Origin of the sequence: Collinsella sp. CLA-ER-H10, from assembly GCF_040092475.1 — a bacterium.
Classification (GTDB): domain Bacteria; phylum Actinomycetota; class Coriobacteriia; order Coriobacteriales; family Coriobacteriaceae; genus Collinsella.
Map to the genome: position 1 here is coordinate 1 of NZ_JBBNLM010000001.1, position 15,344 is coordinate 15,344.

Sequence of the window (15,344 nt, forward strand, 5' to 3'; positions counted from 1 at the left end):
CTAAGCCCCATCGCGCCGAGAGTACTGCGGGGTCAGCCCGTGGGAGGCCAGGGCGCCGCTGACCGGTGGACGGCACCGAGCCGTCATCGAACTTGGAAGGGGGAGGCCTCGCGGCCTCCCCCTTTTTGCGTTGTATACACGTTGTACTTTGGGACCTAGCTCCCCCGTATGTGCTCTTACTGTTTGGCTGTATTTTGAGTCCATCTAGTGTATTTGAGCGATAATTACTCGCATTGGCGTTAGGGAGGGCTTGATGTTTACCGTATTTGTCTTGGGCAATATTGCTTCGGGTAAGTCGACTGCCTGCCGCTATTTCGAATCTCGTGGCGCTATGCTTATCGATCTGGATGAGCTTGCAAAATCGCTGTATGTGCCGGGCTCTGATATCGTCAATACACTCGCGGATGAATTCGGTTGGGACATTTTGGATGAGGAAGGCGGCATTCGCCGCGGCATCCTCGCTTCTCGAGCTTTCGCTTCTCCTGATTCGGTCGCACGGCTCAATGACATCGTGCATCCCATTCTGATTGAACAGCTTTCGCTTAGGATTCTCGATCCGGTTTGTTGTACTGTTTCATCTCCCCGTTATCCTTTTGCGGTGGTCGAGGTTTCTGCTCCGACTGGTTTTGAGGATGCATTTGGCTTGGCTGATGAAATTTTGGTCATCAGCGCCCCTTTGTCAGTTCGTCGCGAGCGCGCTATTCAACGTGGCATGGAGCCATCTGATTTCGATGCCCGTTCTGCTTGCCAGCCCGAAGAGTCTGTGCTGTGCAATCTCGCTACAACTGTGATTGACAATGCGGCAGACGATAACTCGCTCTTTGAACAACTGGACGCATGGCTTTCGCGCCATGGGTTCGGGGATGTAGTGGATAAGGAGGAGGCCGATGCCTAAGACACGTTTCCTTACGTGGTATCGCCTTATACCGCTGGCTGCCGTTTTTGCCTTCGGCCTTATCTCATTCGTTTACTCGTATGCTCCTGCCGCTTTCTTTAAGCCGCTGTATCCGATTGACTACGAGGCGTATGTAAAGCAATCCAGTATTTCGCATAATCTGGATCCGTATCTGGTGTGCGCTGTCATTAAGTCTGAATCGAATTGGGATCCCGAGGCCGAGTCGAATCAGGGTGCTCAGGGATTGATGCAGCTGATGCCCGAGACTGCCCAGGATATGATCGCCAAGGGCCTTGTCGACGGTGGCGAGTATTCGGCCGACAACCTTAACGATCCGGCTACGAATATCGAGTTTGGCTGTGCGTATCTCTCGTATCTTCTAGCGTATTTTAACGGGTCGACTGACAGTGCCATTGCCGCCTATAACGCCGGCATGGGCAATGTCGACGGATGGGCGCAGCAGAGTACGTCGCTTCATAATGCAATCACCTTTCCCGAGACGCAGGCGTATCTGATTCGTGTCAATAATGCCTGGGTTCGCTACAAGACCCTCTATCCCGATCGGTTCGTATAGGACTATGCCTGCCGCCTGCGTATACTGCAGATATATGAGTTAGGAGTATCCATGGCGGAATTTGAAGTAGAACGCGTTGGTGGTGAACTTAAGCGCTTTGGCGTTGAAGGCTCTGACGTGCCGTTTAAGGTCGTGTCTCCCTATGAGCCTGCCGGTTCCCAGCCTAAGGCCATTGAGTCGCTTGTGCAGGGCGTGAGGGACGGAGACCGCCATCAGGTTTTGCTGGGCGTGACTGGTTCGGGCAAGACCTTCACGATGGCAAAGACTATTGAGGCCCTGGGAAAGCCGACGCTGGTCATGGCTCCGAATAAAACGCTCGCCGCTCAGCTTGCGAGCGAGCTCAAAGAGTTCTTTCCCAACAACGCTGTGGTCTACTTCGTCTCGTACTACGACTACTATCAGCCCGAGGCGTATGTGCCGCAAAGCGATACATATATCGAGAAAGACTCCTCGATTAACGAAGAGGTTGAGATGCTGCGACATCAGGCGACCGCATCGCTACTCTCTCGACGTGATGTGATCGTTGTCGCATCGGTCTCGTGTATCTATGGCATTGGCTCTCCTGAGGACTATGCGGGTCTGGCTCCAAACGTCGACAAGAAGGTGCCGCTCGAGCGCGATGACTTTATCCATGCACTTATCGACATTCAATATGATCGCAATGACTATGACCTGGCACGCGGCACGTTCCGCGTGCGCGGCGATGTTGTCGACGTGTATCCGCCTTATGCCGAGCATCCGTTGCGGTTTGAGTTCTTTGGCGACGAGGTCGAGCTGATTGCCGAGATCGATGAGGTCACCGGTGAGATGCTTCGTGAGTACGAGGCCATCCCCGTATGGCCGGCATCGCACTACGTGACCGAGAAGCCGAAGGTCAAGGCGGCTCTGAAATCGATCAGCGAAGAGTGCGAGAAGCGCGTGGCGGAGCTCAAGGCGACCGACAAGTTGCTCGAGGCGCAGCGTCTGCAGCAGCGCACCGATTATGATCTTGAGATGCTCGAGACGATGGGCTTTTGCAACGGCATCGAGAACTACTCGCGTCATCTGGACGGTCGCAAGCCGGGTGAGCCGCCGTTTACCCTAATCGATTACTTTCCCAAGGATATGCTCTGCATCATCGATGAGAGCCATGTGACGGTGCCGCAGATTCGCGGCATGCACGAAGGTGACCGCTCGCGTAAGGTGACGCTGGTGGAACACGGTTTTCGCCTGCCCTCGGCGCTCGATAACCGCCCGCTTCGTTTCGATGAGTTTGAGGCAAGGATACCCCAGTTTATCTATGTTTCGGCCACGCCGGGCGATTACGAGCTGCGGGTGAGCCAAAACGACGTGGAGCAGATTATTCGTCCGACCGGTCTGCTCGATCCCAAGATCGATGTGCGTCCGGTTCGCGGTCAGATTGACGATCTTGAGGACGAGATTCGCGAGCGCGTTGCCCGCAAGGAGCGCGTGCTGGTGACCACGTTGACCAAGCGCATGGCCGAGGACCTGACCGACCATCTGCTTGATGCGGGCATTAAGGTCAATTACATGCATTCTGATACGGCGACAATGGACCGTGTCGAGATCCTGCGAACGCTGCGCGAGGGCAAGATCGATGTTCTCGTTGGCATCAACCTGCTTCGCGAGGGCTTGGATCTTCCCGAGGTCTCACTGGTGGCAATTCTCGATGCCGATAAGGAAGGCTTCTTGCGCAACCGCCGTTCGCTGATTCAGACGATTGGCCGCGCGGCCCGTAACGCCGATGGCGAAGTCATCATGTATGCGGACGTTGTGACCGATTCGATGAAAGAGGCCATCGAGGAGACGCAGCGCCGTCGCGAGATTCAGATGGCATATAACGAAGGGCATGGCATTGTGCCCAAGACAGTGCGCAAGGCCATCAACGACATCTCAAGTTTTATTGCCGAGGCCGAAAAAACCGTGGGTTCCAAGGGGCGCTCGAAGGGCGATTCTCTTGGTCATGGCGCATTCTATACGCCCGATGAGTCGGGCGAGGGCGGCGTGCCGGAAACGGTGGCGCCCGAGCAGACACTTGCGGAGCAGTTGGAAGAACTGCCGCATGACGAGCTTGTGCGGATCGTCGAAACCATGGAAGAGGATATGCGCAACGCTTCTGCCGCCATGGACTTTGAGGAGGCGGCGCGCCTGCGCGATGCCGTCGTTCAGATTCGGGCGATGCTCGAGGGCGCGTCTGAGGACGAGACGATCGAGCGCTTACGTTCGCAGGCCCGCAAGGGTTCCACGTTCGCATCGGGCAGAAAACGCCAGGGTGCACGGTTTAAGAAATAGCGAACAGGCCCCGAGTTCCCTGTGGAGCTCGGGGCCTGTGTCTTTTGCGCGCTGGAATTCGTGCGTTAGAGGTCCGCGATCAGGGCTTCGGCACAACGGATGCCGTCGGTGGCCGCGCTCATGATGCCGCCAGCATATCCAGCTCCCTCACCACAAGGGTAGAGGCCCGGGGTCGACACGGCATGGCACGTTCGGTCTCGGGTGACAGTGACAGGTGAGCTCGAACGAGTCTCCACGCCGGTAAGAACGGCATCGGGACGGTCGTAGCCTCGTAGCTTTTTTCCGAGTAGGGGAAGTCCCAGGCGGAGCGACTCGACGATATGCTGCGGCAGGGCTTCGTCAATTGCCGTCCAGGTCACACCGAGCGGATAGGTGGGCTTTACCTTTCCGGGCGCCTTGCTGGCGCGTCCTGCGAGGAAATCTCCGACGAGTTGTGCCGGTGCGTTCCAGTTGGAACCGCCCAGGCGATAGGCGGCCGCCTCGCAGGCACGCTGGAGCTCGATGCCGGCGAGCGGGTCATCGTTGGGAAGGTCCTCAGGCGTGACGTTAACGAGCAAGGCGGCATTTGCGTTGCGTCCGTCGCGGGCATTGAGGCTAGCGCCGTTGACGCACAGGTGGCCCTGCTCGGAAGAGGCGGCGACAACCTGTCCGCCGGGGCACATGCAAAACGAGAACACGCTGCGGCCGTTGGGAAGATGGGCGACGAGCTTGTAGGGGGCTGCTCCGAGGGCAGGATGTCCCGCCAAGGCTCCATATTGGGCTCGGTCGATGTCGCGCTGCGGATGCTCGATGCGAACGCCCATGGCAAAGGTCTTTTGTGCGAGGGCCACGTTGTGGTCCTTAAGGAGCTCAAAAATATCGCGAGCAGAATGCCCGCAGGCGAGGATGAGGTGCTTTGTCTCAATTGGCTCGTAAGCGGCGTCTTGGGACGATTGGACATCGATACCGGTGATGGCACCAGACGCGTCGATGCGAATGTCGACGAGCTTTGTTCGATAACGGACGACACCTCCGAGCTGCTCGATGCGCTGGGATATAGCGGTGACAACCGTGGGAAGGATGTCGGAGCCAATGTGCGGCTTGGCATCCCACAGAATATCGCGGGGCGCGCCCGCCTCGACGAAGGTTTCGAGGATAAGGCGATGGGCGGGATTTTTGGTTCCCGTATTGAGCTTGCCGTCCGAGAAGGTCCCCGCGCCGCCTAGGCCAAACTGGATATTGCTCTCGGGGTCGAGGATGCGCTCCTTTAGAAAGAGATCGATCGCATGCGAGCGGCGAAATGCTGGGTCGCCGCGCTCGATGAGCAAGGGCTTAAGACCCGCTTCGGCAAGGGTGAGTGCAGCGAAAAGGCCAGCGCATCCGGCGCCGACAACGACAGGGCGTTCTTGAGGTGCGTCGGAGACGGGGGAGGGGAATGAGGGCCCATCGTCCTCTATCGCGCGTACGCGCGAGCGGTCACGCTCGGCGACGCTGTCGACCGCTTCTCGCTCGAGGTGGGGACTAGTCAGCTCAACACGAAAGCTCAGGATAAAATGGACGTCTCGTTTTTTGCGAGCGTCGATTGACTTGCGGTGGAGCTCGATGGACTTGATCTCGGAGTCCTTGCAACGTAGGACGCGCTTGGCGACTCGCTTGCCAACAATGAGGCAGGCATTTTCATCGCCGGCTTCATCGAGCGACGCGTTGACTTGGGTGATTTCGATCATCGAGGTCTCCTTAGAGGCAAGAAAGAGGCCGTCCGGTATCCCAGACGGCCCGAATGCGTTTTTGATTATAGACTGCGCGGCTACAGGCTGCTTGCAGCGCGAATGCCCGAGAGCCAGGCCCACGCAAGGTTAAAGCCTCCGCAATCGGCGTCGATGTCGAGCGCTTCGCCGCAGACGTAAAGCGGGGCGTCGACAGCGCTGCGCGCGCGTAGACTGGGTATTGAGATGCTCTCGACAGATACGCCACCACGCGTGACCTGCGCCGAGCGCTCCTCGGCTGTTCCCTCGACGAGCAACTTAAAGTGTTTGAGGATTGAGACCAGGTGGATGACATCGTTGGAGCCTGGATGGCACTGCTCGAACGTCGTGCAGACGACGCGGGAGAGTTGCGGGGCAAGCATGCCGTCGAGCCAACGGGGATCGCGGGGCGAAAAGCCGCCGAGTAGCTCAACGCGCCGGTTGAGCATATCGAGCAGCTCGTCTTTGGAGAGGTCGGGGAAAACGTCGAGCAGGATCGTATCGCCGCGCTGGATACGACGGGAGAGGTTGAAGACAGCGACGCCCGAGATACCGAAGGTTCGAAACAGGACTTCACCGTCTTCGTGCCAGAGCTCATTATGATTGCGGGCGAGCGTCAAGCGGGCGCGGACGCGCAGGCCATCCAACGTCTTGAGTGCCGCCCGATCGCCGACGACCGTTGCCGATACGGGGCAGAGGATGGGGCGCAGCGAAGTGAGGGGGAGGCGAAACGTATCGGCGATACCGGTGGGGTTGCCGCCCGTGGCGATAATTACGGCATGTGCCTGCAGGGCCTCGTTCTTGCGAGGGACATCGGCGAGCGCTTTCCGAAGCGAGCGGAGCTCCGATTTTCGGTCGTCGTGCTTTTTTGCCTTGAGTGCCCGCGCTGGACGGTCTATTTGGAGTGCCCAACCTTCGGAAGCTTTGTGCGCCGAGGCAACGTTGGCTCCGCAGATTAAGGTGATACCCAGGCGATCGCAGACGTTGAGAAGCGCGTCACGCACCGATTCGGCACGAAGGGAGCGTGGGTACAGCCGGCCGTCCTCAGAGGTTGTCGTGATGCCCAGCGAGGAGAAGAAACCCATAAGCTCTTGTTCGGGCTGGGGGCCCATAACGGATTCAACGAATGCGGGGTGGTTATACCGCTGTGGATCAATCGATTCGTTGGAGAGGTTGCAGCGGCCGTTGCCGGTCGCAAGGAGTTTAAGGCCGCAGGCGACATCGCGCTCAACGATGCAGACGCTTTTGCCAGCGCGTGCGGCCGTAATGGCGGCGGCGAGGCCTGAAGCCCCGCCGCCGATTACCAGGACGTCATAGAAGGCGCTCGTGTTCACTTAGGCCTCGTCGGTCTCGTGCGGGGTAATAATCTCGACGGCAGAGACGGCCTTGGGCAGCATGCCATCGGGCAGCGCGGTCTCGACCTCGCCCTTATCGCAGGCCTCGGCGAGTGACGGATTGATGGGAAGCTGGCCCAAGATTTCGAGGTTGTAGCGCTCGGCGACTTCGGGGAGCTTGCTCTTACCAAAGACCTCGATCTTCTTGCCGCAGTCGGGGCACTCGATATAGCTCATGTTCTCGACGATGCCCAGAATGGGGACGTTCATCTTCTCGGCCATGTTGACCGCCTTGGCGACGATCATCGAGACCAGATCCTGCGGGCTCGTGACGATGACGATGCCGTCGACGGGCAGCGACTGGAAGACGGTGAGCGCGACGTCGCCTGTTCCCGGAGGCATGTCGACCAGCAGGTAGTCGATGGGGCCCCACGAGGTCTCGCTCCAGAACTGCCTAATGGCGCCTGCGATGACCGGACCGCGCCAAAGGACGGGGTCGGTCTCGTTTTGGAGCAGAAGGTTGGAGCTCATGACCTTGACGCCGTGCTCGGAGATTTCGGGCAGCATAAGGTTGCCAAGGGCATGGACGTGGCGTCCGCTCATACCGAACATCTTGGGGATAGAGGGACCGGTGATGTCGGCATCGAGGACGCCGACCTTGTGGCCGTGACGGGCAAGCTCGGTGGCGATGGCACCGGTGACAAACGACTTGCCGACACCGCCCTTGCCGGAAAGCACGGCGATGACGCGTTTGACCTCGGACAGCGTGTTCTCCTCAAATTGCGACGGCGACGTTTGTCCGCCGGCGGCCTGTGCGTGCTCGCAACCCATGTATGACTCCTTTGTATATGTTGGGGCCGGGGCCCCGTGATGTGACACGAGCGTCATTGTACCCTCGTTTGCGAGCGGGAGTCATTTGCGATGCATTTGGGCCGAGCGTGCTTGCAATACGATGGGTCCAAGCGAATGGGCGGGCTTACTGAACTTTGCTGGCGAACTCGAGATATTGTATGCGCTGCAGCTTGTCGATCGTCGAGGCGTATGGGCTGTCTTCAGATTCCAAGTCGTAGCGCAGCCCGTCGGCACCAAGGTAGCCGGAGACATTGATAGTGGGCACATCTGACCTTGTTGCAAGCAGAGCCTTTTGATAGTCGGTGAGCGGGGCGCCGATCTTATTAAGGGTAATGGCTGCAATCTCGTTTGCCCCGACGGTGTCGTAGACGTTGAGCTCGGTATTGCCGGCGATTTCATAGTTAGCCCAGACAAAATATGTCGACTGATAGATACGGAAAGCGTGGCTTGCCGTATCTTCCTGAGGGTACAGCTCGTCGTTGAGAGCCGTTGCGGCGCTCGGCTGATGGTCGCCAAAAAAGACAAGGACAACCGGTCTGCCGATATTGCGGAGCTCGTTGATAAAGTACTCGAGGTCCCGGTCGGATGCGTTGATGCAGGTAAGATAGGTGTTGAGTGCGCTATTGGCGCCCTCGCTGGCTCCCTCGACCCAATAGTTTGTCAGCTCCTCGGCGGGAACGGTGCCATAGTCGTAGCCGCCGTGATTTTGCATCGTGACGTCAAAGATGAACTGCGGGGCTTCGTCGGTTCTAAGCAGGTCGAGTATCTTGTCGTAGGTGGCGTAGTCGCATACGCCGGAATGGTAACAGGGCGCACCTTCGAAATCGCCGATTGAAAGAAAGTCTCCAAAGCCCAGCTGCTGATAGATTTTATCTCGATGGTAGTTGACGGGGTTTTGCGGGTGCATAGCGGTAGCGGTATACCCAAGCTCCTTAAGGTCCTTTGCCAGGCTGTTGACGCCATTCATCTGATACAGCTGATAGGGGATTTTGCCTAATCCGACAAAGGCCGTTGTCGCTCCGGTCAAAAATTCGAATTCGGAGTTCGCCGTTCCGCCACCGGCGACCGAAGCGAGCATGGTGCCGCGAACAAGTGTGTCGGGAAGCGAGTTGTAGAATGCGGGGCCGGTGTACCCGGCCGCCTGGAGCTGCTCAAAGCACGAAAGATCGCTAAAACTCTCGTTCATGACGGCAACAATCGTCGGCTTGATTTCATTGAACTGGGCAACGGCCGCCGCGCGCTGCTCGCTCGAGCCATACGTGTTGTCGTAGGCGGCGGCGAGCTCCTGCTCGATGCTCTGCGCCTCATCGGGCGTATAGTCTTCGGGCCTCTCAATAGGCAACTCGTTGACCATTTCGGTGAACGAAGTGATAAAACCCTGAGACGCATACGTGGTGATGGGCTGCCAACGGTCAAATCCAAAATCCAGCGCCTGCTCCAAGTCGATGCTGGAAAAGCCCGAGAGCCCCACAACGGTCACTAGCAGAAAAGCGCAGAGGTTAGCGGCGATTGCGGGGAAGACATGGGTGGGCGTACGGAGCTTTCGCGGTCGGATAAGCGAAAGAAGCCCCAGGGAAATCTCCAGCAGGGCGAGAGAGGTTACGATTCCGGCGGTAAAGGTAAACTCGTATCCCTCGCTCACTTCCATTGCAGTGCCAAGGGCCAAGATATCGCTTGGCAGGATGGCTTCGCCTTTAAACGTTATGACGAAGTGCTCGGCAATGCCAAGGATGCAACAGACGACGGGCACGAGGGCCATGACGCCCCCATGACGCTGTCCCAGCAGATAAAGGGAGAGCAGAACCGTCGCGAGCAGCCCGACGGAAAACCCGAATGAGTTGGCGGGAATGTGATAGAACGTTTCGTTGCAGGCAATTTCGAGTGAAACGAACGAGAGCGCTGAAACAGCGGCGATGACAAGGATGTCACGGCAAATACAGGCAACCGTTCCCGTCTCAAGATCGGTTTGGTCAATAAGTCCCGAAACCAAGGGCTCGACAAGAAGTATGACGGCGGCAGCACCGAGCGCCGAATAAGAAAGGACCCATAGGGAACTGTCCTCATTTACGAGCAATTGATTCGTAATCCATGCAGCTACCACGCCGAGCGGGATGAGGAGCGTCGCGCACCAAAAGACGCGGGCAATGGGCGGCTTTTCATTGTGTTTGATTGAAAAATACACGCGCACGACGACGGTGGCCACGATAAGGACGGCGATGAATATGGGCAGATTGGCCATGTCGCTCGAAGTGATTTCAAGGGGGATATCTTCGGTCATGGACGTTCCTCTGTTACAGCAAATTAAGTTTAGTAGTAGATTACTGTAACCTTTCCACGGCATTTCGAGAAACAAAGCACCCGATACGCAAAGCTAAAGGTCTGCGAATCTTGTATTACGAACATCTGTGCGCGTCGAGTGCGCTAAACTCATCGACAGTATGATTCGATGCAATAGGAGGCAAGGAGCTTCCATGTCTGATTCTTCTATCGTTATTCGCGGCGCTCGTGAGCACAACCTCCGTGATATCGATGTTTCCATTCCGCGTGACCAACTCGTGGTCATTACCGGTCTTTCTGGCTCGGGCAAGAGTTCGCTGGCATTTGACACTATCTATGCCGAGGGCCAGCGTCGATACGTCGAGAGTCTTTCGAGCTATGCGCGCCAGTTCTTGGGCCAGATGGACAAACCCGACTTGGATTCAATCGACGGCCTTTCGCCGGCGGTGTCGATCGACCAAAAGACGACGTCTAAAAACCCTCGCTCGACGGTTGGCACCGTAACCGAGATTTATGACTATCTGCGCCTGCTGTTCGCCCGTGTAGGCACCCCGCACTGTCCCGAATGCGGCCGCGTCATTGAGCGCCAGACGACCGACCAGGTTGCCGACAAGGTCTTGGCGGCGGGGGAGGGCCGCCGCGCGTTTGTGCTGGCACCGGTGGTGCGCGGGCGAAAAGGCGAGTACACCAAACTGTTTGAGGACCTTCGCGCCGAGGGCTTTAGCCGCGTGCGTGTCGACGGTGAAGTGCGCTCGCTCGACGATCCGATCGATTTGGATAAGAAATTCAAGCACGATATCGAGGTCGTGGTCGATCGCATCGTGATCCGTGAGAATTCTCTGGGCCGTATCGCCGAGTCTGTTGAGCAGGCGACCGCGCTGGCTCACGGCAATGTAAACGTGTACATGCTGCCCGATCGTGATGCTCCCGAGGGGACCGAGGGCGAGCTGCTGGAGTATTCGTTGGCCTTGGCGTGCCCGGAGCATGGACACTCCATTGACGATCTTCAGCCGCGTGATTTTTCGTTTAACGCTCCCTATGGCGCATGTCCTGAGTGCGACGGCCTGGGCTTTAAGAAAACCGTTGATGCCGAGGCGCTGATCGAGGACCCCTCGAAGTCCATTGCCGACGGAGTCTTTGGTAGCCTGTTTGGCAATTCGAACTACTATCCGCAGATTTTTGCTGCGGTCTGCAAACACTTTAAGGTGAGCGCCGATACGCCGTGGGAGGACTTGCCCCCTCGCGTGCGTCGTGCATTCTTGGATGGCCTGGGCGATACGAAGATCTCGGTCGACTACCAAAAGCTCGACGGACGTCGCAGCCAGTGGGATACCAAGTTTTCGGGCGTTCGCAACATCCTGTACGAACGCTATACCGAGACGACGAACGAGAACACCAAGGCGCGCCTGGAGAAGTACATTCGCGAGGAGCCGTGCTCGACCTGCCACGGCGCTCGTTTGCGCTCCGAGATGCTCGCCGTCACCGTGGGCGGCAAGTCCATTTACGAGGTTTGTTGCCTGTCGTGCCGTGAATCGCTCGAGTTTTTTGAGGGCCTGGAACTCACCGAGCGCCAACAGTTTATCGGCGGTCGTATCGTCAAGGAAATTCTGGAGCGCTTGCGTTTTCTGGTCGATGTTGGACTCGACTATCTGACGCTCGATCGTGCCTCGGCGACGCTTTCCGGTGGCGAGGCACAGCGTATTCGCTTGGCAACGCAGATCGGCGCGGGTCTCATGGGCGTGCTCTATATTCTGGATGAGCCCTCGATCGGTCTTCATCAGCGTGACAACGAGCGCCTGATCAAGACGCTCGAGCGCCTGCGCGATATCGGCAATACCGTTATCGTCGTCGAACACGACGAGGATACAATCCGTGCCGCCGATTACGTGATCGACATGGGGCCCGGCGCCGGCGTCAACGGCGGACACGTAGTCGCGGCGGGAACGCCTGCCGATATCATGGCGTGTCCTGAGTCGATGACGGGCGCTTATCTGACCGGCAAACGAATGATCCGGGTGCCTGATGAACGGCGCAAGCCCGGTCGCGGCTGCCTTAAAATTACGGGCGCTCGAGCCAACAACCTCAAAAACGTTACTGCCAAGATCGAGTTTGGTACGCTTACGGTTGTTACCGGCGTGTCGGGATCGGGCAAGAGCTCCCTGGTTACCGATACCATTGCGCCTGCCCTTACGAATGCCATTCACCGTTCGACGCGCCCTGTGGGTCCATATAAGAAAATCGAGGGCATCGAGTGCATCGATAAGGTTATCGATATCGACCAGTCGCCGATTGGCCGCACGCCGCGTTCCAACCCTGCTACCTATATCGGCCTGTGGGATGATCTTCGCGCGCTGTTTGCGAGTACGCCGGAGTCGAAGGCGCGCGGCTACTCGCCGGGTCGTTTCTCCTTTAATGTGAGTGGCGGGCGCTGTGAGGCGTGCAAGGGCGACGGACAGATCAAGATCGAGATGCACTTCCTTCCCGATATCTACGTTCCCTGCGATGTTTGCGGCGGTAAACGCTACAACCGCGAGACACTCGAGGTCACTTACCGTGGCAAGACCATCTCGGACGTACTTGACATGAGCGTGGCCGAGGCACTGGCCTTCTTTGGGAATATCCCGCAGATTAAGCGCAAACTTCAGACGCTGTACGATGTAGGCTTGGGCTACGTGAGCCTGGGCCAGCCCGCCACGACGCTTTCGGGCGGCGAGGCGCAGCGTGTGAAACTCGCCAAGGAGCTTCATCGACGCCAGACGGGCAAGACGTTCTATATTTTGGACGAGCCGACGACCGGCCTTCATTTTGAGGACGTCCGCCAGCTGCTCGATGTGCTGCAGCGCTTGGTCGATGCGGGCAACACGGTGCTGGTGATTGAACACAACCTTGATGTCATCAAGGTTGCCGACCGCCTGATCGATATGGGTCCCGAGGGCGGTAACGGCGGCGGAACCGTTGTGGTTTCGGGCACACCGGAGCAGGTTGCGGACTGTCCGCAGAGTTATACGGGCAAGTTTTTGGCGCCGTTGCTCAGGCGCGACCGGGAGCGTCAGGCTCAACTTGATGCTCAATAAATAGGCGATTCAGTTTATGGGCGCCATCGACTCCTTGTGATTCGATGGCGCTTGCTGTGTCGAAGTGACGTATGCAGCCGAATTGGACATATACTTAATCCTCGCGTCCGAATGCGAGGGAAAGGATATGTCATGGCAAAGGCTGTAAAGACGCCAAAAACCAATGCGATGCGCGAGCTGGAAAGTGCCGGCATTTCCTATGTTCTACATACGTACGAAGACGATGGTGATGAGTCGGTGGGCCTGGGGGCCGCGATTTCGGAGCAGCTTGGCGAGGAGCCCGGTCAAGGATTTAAGACTTTGGTCTGTGTGACACCGTCCAACGACCATGTCGTGTGCTGCATCCCTGTTGCCGACGAGCTCGATTTAAAGTCCGCCGCGCGTGCCGCGGGGGAAAAGTCCTTGGCCATGATGCATGTGAAGGATTTGCTTGCGGCGACTGGCTACGTTCGCGGCGGCTGCAGCCCGGTCGGTATGAAAAAACGCTACCGGACGCTCATTGATGAGACGTGTGTCCTTTGGGATACCATTTTTATTTCGGGAGGCAAGCGTGGTTATCAGCTCGAGCTTGCACCCGATGATTTAATTGCATTTTGCGGGGCGACGGTTGCCGCGATTACGAGAGAGGACTGAGCGATGCCGCAGGAAGAATTGAAGCGCGGAGCTCATTTTGCAAAAGAATCTGCGCCTCAGACACCCTCATCCGAAGCTCCTTCGTCGCGAGATGACACTGACGACATGGGCTCGTCGGACTACTCCACGGTTGGTCGTTCCGCTGGGCTTATGACCATCCTGACCATCGTGTCTCGCGTTACCGGTTTTATCCGCACGTGGGCAATGGCGGCCGCTATCGGCATGTCGCTACTCTCGTCCTCCTATCAGGTCGCCAACAACCTGCCCAATATGCTCTACGAACTCGTGATGGGTGGCATGCTCGTGACGGCGTTTTTGCCCGTGTACATGGGCGTGAGGCGTGAGCAGGGTCGCGAGGCCTCGAACGAGTACGTGGGCAACCTGCTCGGCATTCTGCTTTTGGTGCTGGGTGGCATTTCGTTGCTGGGGACCGTGTTCGCCCCGGGCTTTATCTGGACGCAATCGTTCCTTTCGGGTGACGGCGGCAGCATGGATACCGCTGCGTTCATGTTCCGTTTCTTTGCCATCCAGATTCTGTTCTATGGTTTGGGCTCGGTGTTTTCGGGCGTTCTCAACGCACACCGCGACTACTTCTGGTCGACGTTTGCCCCGGTCCTCAACAATGTGATCGTCATTGCGAGCTTTATGGGTTTTGCGCCCGTGTCCGCACAGTTTGGCGAACGTGCCGGCATCATCTTAATTGCGGCCGGTACGACCCTCGGTGTCTTTGTTCAGATGGCATGTCAGATCCCCGCGCTTGGCAAGCACGGCGTGCATCCCCATATCCATATCGACTTTAAGGACCCCGCGCTGCGCCAGACGATTGCGCTCGGTATCCCGACGCTGCTCGCCACGGTGTGCATGTTTGTCTCGACTTCTATCACCAACGCTGCCGCGCTGGTGGTCCAGCCCGAGACTGGTCCTTCCGTCATCGCCTATGCGCGCCTGTGGTACACGCTGCCCTACGCGCTGATTGCCGCCTCGCTTTCGACGGCGCTCTATACCGAGCTCTCTCACGACGCACAGGAGAAGGATTACGACAGCGTTCGCACGGGCATTTCGCGTGGCGTCGCCCAGATGCTGTTCTTCCTGATTCCGTTCGCGCTGTACCTGATTGTCTTCGCGCGTCCGCTCAACATGATTTACTGTGCCGGCAAGTTTGATGAGTCCGGCGTGGCGCTGGTGTCCGAGTTCCTTGTCTACCTGGCGTTCTCGCTGCCGCTCTACGGCGTGGTCGTGTTGATGCAGAAGAGCTTCTCTGCCTTGCTCGACATGAAGCCCTATAGCCGCTATTGCCTGTATTCCGCCATCGGCCAGGCCGGCTCGGTTCTGCTGTTTGGCGTTGTGCTGGGCTTCGGTATGCCGGCAATCGCGCTTTCGTATGTCGTCGACTACGTGATCTTGGTCGGTTGTTCGCTGTGGTGGCTGCGTCGTCGTCTGCGTGGTCTTCAGGTCAAATCTATCCTGCATGGCGGTTTCTTTGGCCTTTTGCTCGGTGGCCTGGGTGCTGCCGCAGGCGCCGGCGTCATGTGGGCGCTTGAGCACTTTGTCGGCGCACTTGGCGGCTCGATTCTGATTACTCTTGGCTACGTTTGCGTTGCCGGTGTCGTCTCGCTTGCTGTTACCTTTGGCCTTGCCGTCGTCCTTAAGATGCCCGAGGTCTCGGCGCTGCTTCGTCGCAAGTAGGTG

General features: G+C 57.9%; 10 protein-coding genes. 6 read left to right on the forward strand and 4 right to left on the reverse strand.

Annotated features, from left to right (window positions below; translation table 11 throughout):
- Window positions 1-253: 253 nt before the first annotated feature.
- From coaE to uvrB, 3 genes are read left to right on the forward strand one after another with little or no spacing between them, the layout of a single operon-like run.
- On the forward strand, window positions 254-895 hold the full coding sequence (gene coaE, locus AAAX36_RS00005; RefSeq protein ID WP_117770493.1) for a dephospho-CoA kinase: 642 nt from the start codon (window positions 254-256) through the stop codon (window positions 893-895).
- Window positions 888-1,469, forward strand: a complete 582-nt coding sequence (locus tag AAAX36_RS00010; protein WP_022093787.1) for a lytic transglycosylase domain-containing protein — start codon at window positions 888-890, stop codon at window positions 1,467-1,469. The genes coaE and AAAX36_RS00010 overlap by 8 nt, the downstream gene beginning before the upstream one ends.
- 51 nt (window positions 1,470-1,520) lie before the next feature.
- Window positions 1,521-3,761 (forward strand): excinuclease ABC subunit UvrB, encoded by a 2,241-nt coding sequence (gene uvrB, locus AAAX36_RS00015; RefSeq protein WP_349073629.1) that lies wholly within the window; start codon window positions 1,521-1,523, stop codon window positions 3,759-3,761.
- 65 nt (window positions 3,762-3,826) lie between these two features.
- Here the strand turns inward: uvrB and AAAX36_RS00020 are convergent, their stop codons facing one another.
- The 4 genes from AAAX36_RS00020 to AAAX36_RS00035 all read right to left on the reverse strand — a co-directional run bounded on the left by AAAX36_RS00020 (window position 3,827) and on the right by AAAX36_RS00035 (window position 9,949).
- Window positions 3,827-5,467, reverse strand: a complete 1,641-nt coding sequence (locus AAAX36_RS00020) for an FAD-dependent protein (protein WP_215674620.1) — start codon at window positions 5,465-5,467, stop codon at window positions 3,827-3,829.
- An 80-nt stretch (window positions 5,468-5,547) separates the two neighbouring features.
- A complete protein-coding gene (locus tag AAAX36_RS00025; RefSeq protein WP_215674618.1) occupies window positions 5,548-6,819 on the reverse strand; it encodes an NAD(P)/FAD-dependent oxidoreductase in 1,272 nt (423 codons plus the stop codon).
- Window positions 6,820-7,650, reverse strand: a complete 831-nt coding sequence (locus AAAX36_RS00030; protein WP_271730892.1) for an Mrp/NBP35 family ATP-binding protein — start codon at window positions 7,648-7,650, stop codon at window positions 6,820-6,822.
- A 145-nt stretch (window positions 7,651-7,795) separates the two neighbouring features.
- Window positions 7,796-9,949, reverse strand: coding sequence for an LTA synthase family protein (locus AAAX36_RS00035; protein ID WP_349073630.1), 2,154 nt, complete (start codon window positions 9,947-9,949; stop codon window positions 7,796-7,798).
- Window positions 9,950-10,142: 193 nt separating this feature from the next.
- Here AAAX36_RS00035 and uvrA point away from each other — a divergent pair, with 193 nt between their 5' ends.
- The 3 genes from uvrA (at window position 10,143) to murJ (ending at window position 15,341) form a co-directional block, all read left to right on the forward strand.
- Complete coding sequence (gene uvrA / locus AAAX36_RS00040) at window positions 10,143-13,022, forward strand: excinuclease ABC subunit UvrA (protein ID WP_349073631.1); 2,880 nt, start codon at window positions 10,143-10,145, stop codon at window positions 13,020-13,022.
- A gap of 132 nt (window positions 13,023-13,154) precedes the next feature.
- Window positions 13,155-13,655 carry a Cys-tRNA(Pro) deacylase gene (gene ybaK / locus AAAX36_RS00045; protein ID WP_349073632.1) on the forward strand — a complete coding sequence of 167 codons (501 nt, stop codon included), beginning with the start codon at window positions 13,155-13,157 and terminating at the stop codon, window positions 13,653-13,655.
- A gap of 105 nt (window positions 13,656-13,760) precedes the next feature.
- Complete coding sequence (gene murJ / locus AAAX36_RS00050) at window positions 13,761-15,341, forward strand: murein biosynthesis integral membrane protein MurJ (RefSeq protein ID WP_117759563.1); 1,581 nt, start codon at window positions 13,761-13,763, stop codon at window positions 15,339-15,341.
- The last annotated feature ends 3 nt before the right edge of the window (window positions 15,342-15,344 follow it).

What these genes read in the sequence shown, in the direction of transcription:
- coaE (WP_117770493.1), top strand. Translation starts at nt 254, where the DNA reads ATGTTTACCGTATTTGTCTTGGGCAATATTGCTTCGGGTAAGTCGACT.
- AAAX36_RS00010 (WP_022093787.1), top strand. Translation starts at nt 888, where the DNA reads ATGCCTAAGACACGTTTCCTTACGTGGTATCGCCTTATACCGCTGGCT.
- uvrB (WP_349073629.1), top strand. Translation starts at nt 1,521, where the DNA reads ATGGCGGAATTTGAAGTAGAACGCGTTGGTGGTGAACTTAAGCGCTTT.
- AAAX36_RS00020 (WP_215674620.1), bottom strand. Translation starts at nt 5,467, where the DNA reads ATGATCGAAATCACCCAAGTCAACGCGTCGCTCGATGAAGCCGGCGAT.
- AAAX36_RS00030 (WP_271730892.1), bottom strand. Translation starts at nt 7,650, where the DNA reads ATGGGTTGCGAGCACGCACAGGCCGCCGGCGGACAAACGTCGCCGTCG.
- AAAX36_RS00035 (WP_349073630.1), bottom strand. Translation starts at nt 9,949, where the DNA reads ATGACCGAAGATATCCCCCTTGAAATCACTTCGAGCGACATGGCCAAT.
- uvrA (WP_349073631.1), top strand. Translation starts at nt 10,143, where the DNA reads ATGTCTGATTCTTCTATCGTTATTCGCGGCGCTCGTGAGCACAACCTC.
- ybaK (WP_349073632.1), top strand. Translation starts at nt 13,155, where the DNA reads ATGGCAAAGGCTGTAAAGACGCCAAAAACCAATGCGATGCGCGAGCTG.
- murJ (WP_117759563.1), top strand. Translation starts at nt 13,761, where the DNA reads ATGGGCTCGTCGGACTACTCCACGGTTGGTCGTTCCGCTGGGCTTATG.